Below are 12,177 nucleotides of genomic sequence, written 5' to 3'. Positions count from 1 at the left end.
ATGACTATTGTAATAAAAAACCCATCTTTGCGCAAAATGCAGGTTGTTCTATCGCTGTTCCGAATAAAATCGGAAGAGAGGAAAGTCCGGGCAACGCAGGGCATCCCGCTTTCTAACGGAAAGGGGTTCAGGAATGAAAACCTGGACCACGGATTAGTGCAACAGAAAATATACCGTCCCGGTTTTACATCGGGATAAGGGTGAAAACGTGCGGTAAGAGCGCACGAGCATTGCAGGCGACTGCAGTGGTTTGTAAACCCCGGGAGTTGAAAGACCAAATAGGCTAACATCCTGACTTACCGTCGGGATAAAGGGCTGCCCGTCCGATGTTAGTGGGTAGGTCGTTAGAGATAAACGGCAACGTTTATAGTAGATAAATGATAGAAATCCTGAGCAATCAGGAGACAGAACCCGGCTTATAGACCTGCATTTTTTTTACTCACTTAATAAAATGCGCTTGGCTTCGCCAAGTTTAGCATCTTCCGCCTCACCTAATACAGGAAATTTCAAGTCGAGGCTTTTTAATTTGTCTTCAATAATTTCGCTTATTGCCAGCCTGGCGAACCATTTTTTATCAGCAGGAATAATGTGCCAGGGCGATTCCGGTGTGCTGGTTTCGTTAATTGCATGTTCGTAGGCATTCATATATTGATCCCATAATGCCCTTTCTTCAATGTCTCCTGAAGAAAATTTCCAGTTTTTGGTGGGGTCATCAATACGTTCTAAAAAGCGTTTTTTTTGCTCATCCCGGCTTACATTTAAAAAAAACTTTAAAACAACTGTTCCATTGGCGGATAAATGTTCTTCGAAATTTTTAATGCTCTTATAACGCTTTTGCCAAAAATTTTTGCTGATCTTTTTAACATCACTAAGGCCTGGTATATTTTCGTTTAAAATATATTCGGGATGCACCTTGCAAACCAATACATTTTCATAGTGGGAACGGTTATGGATCCCGATTCGTCCACGTTCAGGCAGCGCCTTATAATGTCGCCACAGAAAATCGTGCTCATATTCTTTTTGCGTAGGCGTTTTAAAGCTATAAACCTGACATCCCTGTGGGTTTAGCCCGCTCATTACATGCTCAATAGCGCTATCTTTACCGGCAGCATCCATAGCCTGGAAAATAATAAGTACCGCATGTTTCGCGGAGGCATACAATTTTTCCTGTAAATGACTCAGCGATATTTTCGAGTTTACCAGGGCATCTTTCGCTTTTTCTTTGTTATAACCGCCTGTAAAATCAGTTTTATGGTTTTTTAAGGAAAATTTCTTATCTCCCTGTACAATTAAGCCTTTAAATTCGTTTTTCATCATTATATTATTTCCAGGTAACCGATGCGTCGATAATTTAAATATAGAACTAAAAAATAAGTAAATTAAATCCGTTAATTTGCATACAGAGTTTTTTATATTTAACGCCACAGCTTTTACCTTAAGATTATCTTATCCAATATGTTTAAAGAGATAAAAAACAAGTACTTACGTTATTTTGCCATAGTTTTATTTTTTATAATAATTTTCTTTTCCGCTCTGCAATTAAACTTTTTATGGTTGTTTGGCTATTCACCAAGTGTTCGGGATATTAAAGCACCTACGCTACGTGTGGGTTCTGAACTTTACACTGCAGACGGCAAACTAATTGGAAGATACTTTAAAGAGAACAGAACACCTGTAAATTACAATGATATTGCACCGAGTGTAATACATGCGCTGGTTGCTACTGAAGATGTACGTTTTTATAAACATTGGGGAATTGATGTGCAGGCCGTGGGGCGGGCAGTTGCTGGCTTAGGGAAAGATGGTGGTGCCAGTACCATTACCCAGCAATTGGCCAAAAACCTCTACCGTACGCGTTACAATAAATCGCAGGGATTATTGATTAAGATACCTTTGGTGAGAACCTTGATTGTAAAGTTAAAGGAATGGATGACGGCGGTAAAATTAGAAGCCAACTATTCTAAAAACGATATCATTACCATGTATCTGAATACCGTTTCTTTCGGTAACAATGCTTACGGCATAAAAACGGCCAGTAGGATTTACTTTGATAAAGAAACCAAAGACCTGGCCACTACAGATGCAGCGATGCTTGTAGGGATGTTAAAAGGAACTACCTTATATAATCCAACCAAAAATCCTGAAAAAGCTTTGGAAAGAAGAAATGTAGTGTTGGCACAAATGAACAAGTACAACTACCTAAGCAAAGATAGTTTGATCCAATTATCAAAGGAGCCTGTTAAATTAAAGGAAGGTAAAATGCAGGATGGCAGCGACGGCGATTCTTATCTGAGGGCAGCTGTGGCAAAATATTTAGAGAAATGGTGTACTGATAATGGTTACGACCTGTATGAGGATGGACTAAAAATTTACACTACTATAGACTCAAAACTGCAGAAATATGCTGAAGAAGCTGTTGCCGATCAGATGAGAATTTTGCAGCGCAGGTTTTACAGCGTTTGGGGCAATGAAGATCCATGGTACGATTCGGAAAAACACAAAGTTGATTATCCGGATAGAGCAATGAAAAACCTGCCGGTTTATGCACTTTTGCAAAAAAAGTTCCCCAACCATCCAGATTCTGTTACTGCCTATTTCAATAAAAAGAAAAGGATGCAGGTTTTTACCTATAAAGGCGATCGTGATACTTTGTTCTCTACTCTGGATTCGATCCGTTATTACGGAAAAATCATGAATACCGGAATGATGACCATGGAGCCCGCAAGTGGAAAAATTAAAGTTTGGGTTGGCGGTATCGATCACAAATTCTTCAAATACGATCACGTTAATCAGGCTAAACGCCAGGCAGGTTCTACCTTTAAGCCATTTGCTTATTTAACAGCTTTAGAACAAGGGATGAGTCCTTGCGATAAATTTACCGATAAACCGGTTAAAATTGCTTATCAGGACAAAGGTGAAACCAAATATTGGGAACCGAAAAATGCCGATTATAGTGTTTCTTATCGTGAAATGAGTTTGCGCTGGGCAATGGCTAAATCGGTAAATACCATTACTGCACAGGTAACCGAAAAGGTGGGTTGGGATAATGTGGTCAAGTATGCACACGAATGCGGGATTGACAGCCATTTGGAGTCTGTACCTTCCGTAAGTTTAGGTTCGAATGATGTTACCGTTTACGAAATGGTAAAGGCTTACGCTACCTTTATGAATAAGGGGATTAAAACAGATCCCATTTTAGTGGAAAAAATTACCGATCAGGATAATAATCTAATTGACGAGTTTAAGCCTAAAACAAAAAGGGTTCTGTCAGAAGAAATTGCCTGGTTAATGACCTATATGTTCCGTGGTGGTATGGAAGAACCTGAAGGTACCTCACAGGCATTGTGGGAATGGCCAGACTTGTTTAGAAAAAATAATCAGATTGGCGGTAAGACAGGCACCTCATCCGATTATGTAGATGCATGGTACATGGGTTTAACCAAAGATTTGGTAACCGGGGTTTGGGTGGGTTGCGACGAAAGAACCGCACACTTCAAAAATGGTGAACAGGGAGAAGGATCAAGAACGGCACTACCTATTTTTGCCAAGTTTATGGAAAAGGTATACCTCGATCCAAATTCAGGTTATACTTATGGCCCTTTTCCAAAAGCTACCGTTGATATTACCCGTACTTACAATTGTCCTAGTCCGAGAGTTGTTAGGGATACTACATCAACTGATAGTGTAGCTGTTGATTCTACTGATTTTACCGTCCCTACCGAATTGCCGGTTACTACTGAGCCGGTAAACAATGAACCTGAAGTTAAAAAAGAAGAAAAGAAGACAGATCCTGTTCAAAATCCCGTTACTCCTACCGTTCCACTTACCAGAAAAGAAGAACGTGAATTGAGAAGAAAACAACGTCAGGAAGAGAAGGAAAAAAAGAAAAACGAAGAAACTAGTCAGCAATAGTTTGTTGGAATAACAAAAATAGTTTACCATACGTGTAAAATAGCGAGTATGATTTTAAAAAAGTGTTAAATTTTTAATACTCTTTTAAACAATTATTACTTTTATTTCCAGAACTTTTTACCATTTCATTTTCATAATTTTTCGAACAAACATCACTAAAACCACATATATGAAAATAGGCTCTACTTTATTTAGGCGATATTCTCCTTTGTTGCTCCTGCTTATTCTTTCTTTTTCAGTTAATGCCCAATACTTTGGACAAAATAAGGTTAGATATAAAAAACTCGACTTCAAGGTTTTACAAACGCCTCATTTTGAGATCTATTATTATATCAAGAACGATAAACTTTTAAAACGTTTTTCGCAGGAAGCCGAAACATGGTACAAAATGCACCAGGAAGTTTTTAGAGATACTTTTCTTAAGAAAAATCCTATCATTCTATATAACAACCATCCCGATTTCCAGCAAACAACGGTACTTAACGGAGAAATTGGAATCGGTACCGGTGGGGTTACCGAGGCGTTAAAAAACCGTGTAATTATGCCTGTTATGGAGTTGAATAGCCAAACCAGACACGTTTTAGGCCATGAGCTGGTTCATGCTTTTCAATACCATTTGCTGTTAGAGAAAGATTCAATCAGTTTAGAGAACGTCGGACAAACGCCACTATGGATGGTTGAGGGTATGGCAGAGTATTTATCCATCGGAAAAAAAGATGCATTTACTTCCATGTGGATGCGCGATGCCATGTTGAACCGTGATATACCTTCGTTAAAAGATTTAACCAATTCCAATAAATATTTTCCTTACCGTTATGGTCAGGCATTTTGGACTTACATCGGTTCCCAATATGGCGATACCACTATTGTTCCGCTATTTAAGAATACGGCAAAATATGGTTATGAAAATGCCATAAGGTATACCTTCGGGTATGATGATAAAACATTATCGGGTTTATGGAAGAATTCCATTGATGCACATTATAAGCCGATGTTGAAAGCAGATAGTTCGCAGATTAAAATTACCGGTACAAAAATTATCGACAATAAAAATGCCGGCAATATGAACGTCGCCCCTGCCCTAAGTCCGGATGGAAAATATTTGGCATTTATGTCTGAGAAAGATCTTTTTGGTATAGATTTATTTCTCGCCGATGCCAAAACCGGTAAAATTATCAGAAAACTCAGCAGCCAGATCTCCAATGGGCATATTGATGATTTCAATTTTATAGAATCGGCTGGTGCTTGGTCGCCGGATAGCAAACAATTTGCTTTTAGCATCTTTAGTCATGGTAAAAACCAGATGATGATTATCGATGTTTCTAACGGATCTACCATATCTCAAACGGCCATGGGGCAGGTACAACAGTTTGGTAATTTAACTTGGTCACCAAATGGAAAAGATATTGCTTTTTCAGGTATGGTTGAAGGGCAAAGTGATATCTTTTCTTATAACCTGGATACCAAAGCAGTAACTCAGATTACCAATGACGTTTATTCTGATTACGCCCCCAATTACTCGCCTGACGGTAAAAAACTAGTGTTTTCGTCCGATAGAGCAGCCATTCAGGCCAATACAATTAATGCCGTGCTGCCTATAAACCTTGCTGTTTATGATATTGCTACTAAAACGGTAAGTAATTTAGATGTTTTCCCTGGAGCGAACAACCTGAATGCCCAGTTCTCATCAAATAGCCAAAATATCTATTTTTTATCAAATAGAGATGGGTTCAGGAATTTGTATAAATACAACTTTGCTGATCATTCGGTTGATCAGTTAACCGATTATTTTACTGGAATTAGCGGGATTACCGAATTTTCTCCTGCCATTTCGGTGTCGGCAACCGATGATATTGTTTATAGTTATTATCGCTACCAGCGTTATACCCTTTATAATGCTAAATTAAGCAGCTTTACAGCGAAAAGAATTGGTAATCACGAAGAAAATTTTGATGCTGCCATTCTTCCTCCAATGGAAAACATTGGCGTAAATATCATCAATTCTAATTTAAATAATTTCGACCGTTTCGAAAAAATAGTTGCCGATTCCATGAAAACGGTACCTTATAAACCAAAATTCAGGTTAGATTATTTAGCAAATAGCGGTGTAGGTGTTTCAACCAGTCGTTTTGGAACCGGCGTTGCTGGCGGAATTGTAGGCATGTTCAGCGATATTCTGGGTACCAATCAAATTATTGCCAATATTTCTGTAAATGGTGAAATTTACGATGCTGGTGGATTAGTTGGTTACATTAATCAGAAAAGCAGGATAAACTGGGGGGCAGCCGTTTCGCATATCCCTTACGTATCTGGTTTTAGGTCTTACGGCTATCAAAACATACCTACAGGAGATAATACTACCATTAATGCACTGGCAGACCGGACAGATATTATCAGGACCTTCGAAGATCAGTTTCAGGTTTTTGGTGCTTATCCATTTAGTAAAATACATCGTTTTGAGTTAGGCGGCTCATTTTCGCATTATGGCTATAGGATTGATCGATATAGCAATTACTATAATGCTGACGGTTACTACATTGGTTCAGATCGGAGCCGGATTTCTAACGATGTAGCTTCTAATGATTATGGAATTCCATTTAATTCTTTTACACTGTATCAATTAAATGCCGGATTTGTAGGCGATAATTCCATATTCGGTCTTACCGGCCCGCTGGATGGTTTCAGGTACCGGGTAAGCGGCGAAAAATATTTAGGCACTTACAACTTCGCCGGTGTAACAGCAGACCTCCGTAAATACTGGAGGGCTAAGCCGGTAACATTTGCGGTAAGAAGTTATAATACCTTAAGAATTGGTAAAGATGCAGACAGGCTTTACCCAATGTATGTCGGTTATCCCTATCTGATCAGGGGGTATGAATCAAACTCCATTTACAAAAGTACTTCTGCACAGTCTTCAGAATCTTTTGATATTAACCAGTTAACAGGAAGTAAAATAGCTGTTTTTAATTTCGAAGTACGACTTCCATTTACAGGGCCTAAAAAGTTAGCAGCTATACCTTCTAAGTTTTTATTCTCAGATTTGAACTTATTTTTTGATGCAGGACTGGCCTGGACGAATGATACGCAGGTAAAATTTAAAGGTGAACCAACTTATACAACTCAACCTGTTTTGGACGCAAATAAAAAACCGGTTGTTGACGAAAAGGGAAATCCGGTTACCTATCAGGCTACAACAGAGCGTGTGCCGGCAATGAGTGTCGGTATATCTTTAAGGGTTAATGTTTTTGGCTATTTTGTACTCGAACCTTATTACGCGATCCCTTTTCAAAGAAAAGATGTTAAAACCGGAGTATTCGGTTTAACGTTTGCGCCAGGTTGGTAAATTGAGTTAAGAGATCAATTTAATAATCTAATCAGTTAATCATCTGTTAGCCTTTAGGTTATAAATATTAATTTTAGCTTGAATGATCAGGGTGACCAATCCTGATCATTCAAGCATTTTTATATATTTATAGATCATGATTCATATTCAATCGGCAAGCATTAGAGCTTAAACCTGGCTAAGAGAGGCTTGTAAATGAGAGTTTAACCTGATTGTTGATATTGCGGTGTAGCAGGATATTTTCGAAATCAAGACCAATCGTCAAATCAATCCAATCCGGATTACAGGATCTTACTAAACGTTCTTTTTGCATACGTGTAAAGCGGCTGATTGATTTAAAACGTACCAAAGCCTGTGCCTCAGTTTTAAATTCCTCAAAATAAACCAAACGGGTTAATTGCTGACCGTTATCAAAAAACAAGTTTGGCATCTGTTTGTAGAAATCAAGGGTTTTGATCAAATCTGAACTCATGCCTACGTGCATACTTGTACGGTTTCTGTCGGTAACGATATAAACAAATTTTTTCATGATCTTATGTTTAAAATTTAAAACTAAACTATTTAGTATACTTTCTTGCAAATCAAAATAATATTACTAACTTTATGAGCATAAAATTACTAACTATTTTAGTAATTCCAAATTTATTTTAAAATTTATTTTTATGTCAAATATTTCAAATAATTTAAAGTACCTCAGGAAGAAAAAAGGCCATACACAGCAAAATTTCGCTGATATTATGGAAATCAAGAGATCGCTTATCGGGGCTTACGAGGAAGACCGGGCGGAACCTAAATATGATTTGCTAAAAAAAATAGCTGAATACTTTGATCTGACCATTGATGAATTCATTAATGAAAAAATATCTGACAGCTGGAAACCCAAGCCAAAAAGCCAGGGATCTAACCTTCGGGTGCTGAGCATTTCTGTAGATCAGAACGACCGCGAAAACATCGAATTGGTTCCGGTTAAAGCAAGTGCCGGTTATTTGAACGGGTTTTCAGATCCTCAATACATTAGCGATTTGCCTAAATTTCAACTTCCATTGCCTGCGTTAAGACAAGGTACTTTCAGGGCTTTCGAAATCATGGGCGATAGTATGTTACCGGTACAACCGGGAAGCATCATTATCGGCGAGTACCTCGATAACTGGAATGAAGTAAAAACCGGTGAAACCTATATTGTGATCAGTAAAAATGAAGGTGTCGTATATAAAAGAGCAGGTAACCGTTTCAGGGAAAATAAGGATTTGAAACTGATATCAGATAATAAAGTATATGATCCTTACACCATTGCTGCAGATGATATTCTGGAAATATGGAAAGCCAAAGCATATATATCTACATCATTACCCGAGCCTGCCCCAGATCCGACAATGGAAACACTCACACAAATGATGGCGCAGATGCAGAAATCAATTTCTCAGTTGAATAAGAATTAACATTTTTTTAACAAGTGCCAATTAAACTGTTTGTAATTTTTTATATCTATTCATTTAAAAACACATAAAAAAACATAACATGAAAAAGGCAATTTTAACAGTGGCAATTGCGGTAATGGGTTTAACTGCTACATTTGCGCAAGACACAACAAAACACGCAAGACGGGCAATGCCTAAAATGACGGCTGAACAAAGAGCAGAAAAGGTGACCTCAAGATTGGAAAAACAGCTGAGCTTGACCGCTGATCAAAAAAGTAAGATTTACGCTATTGAGTTGGAGAATGCAAAGAAATTGGAAGCCTGGAGATCTGCTGATAAAGGCGATATGAAAGGCAAGATGAAAGAACGTAAAGCAGCAATGGATGAGCAAAAATCTAAAATAGATGCTGTTTTAACTGCTGATCAGAAAACTAAAATGGATGCTTTCCGTGCAGAGGCGAAAGAACGGGTTGAGAAAATGAGAAAAAACATGGGTACAAGAGGAAAAAGAGATAAAGAACCTGTCGTTTCCAATCCTCCTGCACAAGGTTAAATAGTAAAGCAGTAATTAATTATATTTTGGAAAGCGTTTCGATTATTCGGGACGCTTTTTTTACTTTTGGGCGATGCGTAAAGTTGAACAGTTTATTAGCGGTAAGCTTCAGGAACGGAAAGATAAACTTTCGATCAGGAATTTATCGATAAACATCCCTCCTGTTGATTTTTGTTCCAACGATTATCTGGGTTTTGCCAGATCTGGTGAATTAAAGGAGAGCATGAATATTACCCTCGCCTCCATGCCACATCACCTGAACGGCGCCGGTGGTTCAAGATTATTAAGCGGAAATACCAGGTTTACCGAAGAGACAGAGCAGTTCATCGCCGATTTTCACCAGGCCGAAAGCGGATTGATCTTTAATTCAGGGTATGATGCCAATGTGGGGCTGTTATCCAGTGTACCACAACGGGGCGATACTATAATTACAGACGAACTGATTCATGCAAGTATCATCGATGGCTGTAGGTTAAGCCATGCTACACGATTTAAATTTTATCATAACGATATAAACGATCTGGAAAGCAAACTGAAACTGGCAAAAGGAAACATATTCGTTGTAGTAGAAAGCGTTTATTCTATGGACGGGGATATCGCCCCTTTACCGGCGATATCAAATCTTTGTGAGCGGTATGATGCTAATCTGATTGTAGATGAAGCCCACGCCACCGGTATTTTTGGCGCAAAAGGTCAGGGATTAATCAATCACTTTAACTTAACTGACGGCGTATTTGCGCGTATTGTAACATTCGGTAAAGCATTGGGGGTACACGGAGCGGTCGTTTTAGGAAGTAAAAACCTTCGGCACTATCTTATTAATTTTGCCAGATCATTCATTTACACTACAGCTGCGCCCATTCATAATATCGTTGCGGTTAACTGCGCATATCAATATTTGTGTGAAATTGATCATCAGTTAATTCATCAAAAAATTACCGTATTCAGAAAAGCATTAAAAGAGCATCATATTAAAGCACTTGATAGCGAAAGCACCATCCAGGGAGTTTTATTTTCATCAAATGAAGCAACCAAAAAAGCCGCCGCCAGCTTACAAAGCAAAGGCTTTGATGTAAGGGCAATATTGAGCCCTACAGTAGCGCCAGGTAAAGAAAGGCTCCGGATCTGCCTTCATACGTATAATACCGACGAAGAAATTAAGTTATTGGTTAATTACCTCAAAGAATTAAATTAAATGAATAAATATTTTATTACCGGCATTGGGACAGGTATCGGAAAAACATTGGTTAGTGCTATTTTGACTGAAAAATTAAAAGCCGATTATTGGAAACCCATTCAGTCTGGAGATTTGGAAACCAGCGATAGCATAACAATAAATAGTTTAGTGAGTAATAGCCGTACCGTTATACATCCTGAAAGCTACAGATTAACACAGCCCCTATCACCACATTTATCCGCCAGATTAGATGGTATTGAAATAGACCTTAATCAAATTAATCTTCCTGAAACGAACAACAACTTAATTATTGAGGGTGCTGGCGGATTAATGGTACCTTTAAACGAAACGGAGCTGATTGTCGACCTGATCAAAAAACTGGAAGTAGAAGTAATATTGGTTTCACAAAATTATCTGGGCAGTATTAACCACACCTTACTATCGGTCAATTTACTCAGGCAATACGAAATTCCTGTTAAAGGAATCATTTTTAATGGTACTGAGAATGAAGAAACCGAAAGATATATCCTTCAGTATACCAAAATAAAAAAGCTAGGTTACATACCTGGCTTAGATCAGATTGATAAAGCGCATATTGCTTCAGCCGGAGAAAATATAGTGATTTAATGATCAGCATTGGTCGAGATTGCACAAATCTCGACCAATAAACATTTAATCTGCTATTAATCAGTAATCCAACAAGCAATTATTTTGCCTGCACTAAAATATCCGGATAATCAGAAATGATTCCATCTACCTGTAAAGCCTTTAGTTTCTGAATATCGGCCAGGGTATTTGCCGTCCATGGAATAATTTTGACACCATCTGCATGAGCCTTTTTAACCAGTTCTTCGTTTACCATTTGCCATAGCGGACTCAATATAAATGGTTTAAATCCCAGGTCGGCAATATTTTCTTCATATGTTTTTTTATTGGCTACCAAAAAAGAAGTTTTTATTTTTGGGTATTTCTCATGGATAATCTGAATTGTCCTTTTATCAAAAGATTGTATTACCACGAAATCTGAAATTTTTTTCTTGATGATTACATCCATCAAAAGCTTGACAAACTTATCCGGATCAGGATTGGTTACCCCATCACCACCTTGGCTGCACTTTGTTTCGATGTTATAGAAAAACTGTTTGCGTTTGTTATCTTTAATATCGCTTTGTACGGCGTCAATCAAATCAGAAAGTAAAGGTAAATGTGTCTTTATTTTCTGCTGTTGCGGGAATTGCGCAAAATATTTAGTGCCCAGGTCAAACTGTTTAATGTCTGCATAATTCATTCCAAAAATGCAGTATTTTCTGGCATCTGTTTCCGGAATATCTTTTCCATCAGGTGTAAGCATAAAAGCCGGGCTCAGGTAATCATCATGTGTAACCACCACCTTACCATCTTTGGAAATATGTGTATCCATTTCCAAAGTGGTAATGCCATCGATTTTCATTGCATTTAACATCGCCTCAATGCTGTTCTCTGGCATTAAACCCCGTCCACCCCGGTGTGCTTCGGCACTGAATGCCGGAAATTTAACTTCCTGGCCTTGCGATTTTATGGCCAATGAAGCCAGAAGAATAACTACTGCTGTTTTTTTAAGGTTCATATCAAAAAAGGAATTTTAAAAGGTCTTAGTAAGTTAATTAGCTGTTGGATGGCAACATCCAACAGCACGATAATTAATTTTTAGTGTCGTCAGATGTTACCATCTGACGGGATTGATTAAAAAAAGATTCTAATTTACAGAGGACTAATTGTCGGTACCGCTTTCCGG

9 protein-coding genes and 1 other RNA gene are annotated in these 12,177 nt (G+C 38.2%); 7 read left to right on the top strand and 3 right to left on the bottom strand.

Features of this window, described 5'->3' with window-relative positions; all coding sequences use genetic code 11:
* Positions 1-35 precede the first annotated feature (35 nt).
* An RNA gene (rnpB, locus tag ACFE6N_RS12895) (RNase P RNA component class A) lies at positions 36-435 on the top strand.
* On the opposite strand, the gene ACFE6N_RS12890 is transcribed toward rnpB, so the two are convergent.
* Entirely contained in the window at positions 436-1,317 is an 882-nt protein-coding gene (locus tag ACFE6N_RS12890) for a polyphosphate kinase 2 family protein (RefSeq protein ID WP_378937030.1), read from the bottom strand.
* Between the two features lie 138 nt (positions 1,318-1,455).
* Between ACFE6N_RS12890 and ACFE6N_RS12885 the strand changes: the two genes are divergently transcribed.
* Positions 1,456-3,912: a transglycosylase domain-containing protein gene (locus ACFE6N_RS12885; RefSeq protein ID WP_378937028.1), complete on the top strand. Its 2,457-nt coding sequence runs from the start codon at positions 1,456-1,458 to the stop codon at positions 3,910-3,912.
* A 169-nt stretch (positions 3,913-4,081) separates the two neighbouring features.
* Positions 4,082-7,255 (top strand): peptidase MA family metallohydrolase, encoded by a 3,174-nt coding sequence (locus tag ACFE6N_RS12880; protein ID WP_378937026.1) that lies wholly within the window; start codon positions 4,082-4,084, stop codon positions 7,253-7,255.
* 178 nt (positions 7,256-7,433) lie between these two features.
* On the opposite strand, the gene ACFE6N_RS12875 is transcribed toward ACFE6N_RS12880, so the two are convergent.
* Positions 7,434-7,784, bottom strand: coding sequence for a GIY-YIG nuclease family protein (locus ACFE6N_RS12875; protein WP_090496344.1), 351 nt, complete (start codon positions 7,782-7,784; stop codon positions 7,434-7,436).
* A gap of 133 nt (positions 7,785-7,917) precedes the next feature.
* On the opposite strand from ACFE6N_RS12875, the gene ACFE6N_RS12870 reads away from it, so the two are divergent.
* The 4 genes from ACFE6N_RS12870 (at position 7,918) to bioD (ending at position 11,030) form a co-directional block, all read left to right on the top strand.
* Positions 7,918-8,694: a LexA family transcriptional regulator gene (locus ACFE6N_RS12870; protein WP_145854326.1), complete on the top strand. Its 777-nt coding sequence runs from the start codon at positions 7,918-7,920 to the stop codon at positions 8,692-8,694.
* A 79-nt stretch (positions 8,695-8,773) separates the two neighbouring features.
* A complete protein-coding gene (locus tag ACFE6N_RS12865; RefSeq protein ID WP_378937024.1) occupies positions 8,774-9,226 on the top strand; it encodes a hypothetical protein in 453 nt (150 codons plus the stop codon).
* Between the two features lie 73 nt (positions 9,227-9,299).
* Positions 9,300-10,421 (top strand): aminotransferase class I/II-fold pyridoxal phosphate-dependent enzyme, encoded by a 1,122-nt coding sequence (locus tag ACFE6N_RS12860; RefSeq protein WP_378937022.1) that lies wholly within the window; start codon positions 9,300-9,302, stop codon positions 10,419-10,421.
* Positions 10,422-11,030 carry a dethiobiotin synthase gene (bioD, locus tag ACFE6N_RS12855; protein ID WP_378937020.1) on the top strand — a complete coding sequence of 203 codons (609 nt, stop codon included), beginning with the start codon at positions 10,422-10,424 and terminating at the stop codon, positions 11,028-11,030. It abuts the gene before it with no gap.
* Positions 11,031-11,109: 79 nt separating this feature from the next.
* Here the strand turns inward: bioD and ACFE6N_RS12850 are convergent, their stop codons facing one another.
* Positions 11,110-12,009 carry a glycerophosphodiester phosphodiesterase family protein gene (locus ACFE6N_RS12850; RefSeq protein WP_378937018.1) on the bottom strand — a complete coding sequence of 300 codons (900 nt, stop codon included), beginning with the start codon at positions 12,007-12,009 and terminating at the stop codon, positions 11,110-11,112.
* Positions 12,010-12,177: the final 168 nt, after the last annotated feature.

Origin of the sequence: Pedobacter sp. BG31, from assembly GCF_042464845.1 — a bacterium.
Classification (GTDB): Bacteria; Bacteroidota; Bacteroidia; order Sphingobacteriales; family Sphingobacteriaceae; genus Pedobacter; species Pedobacter suwonensis.
The sequence above is the reverse complement of the archived record's forward strand: the minus strand, read 5'-3'. Positions and strand labels throughout refer to the sequence as shown.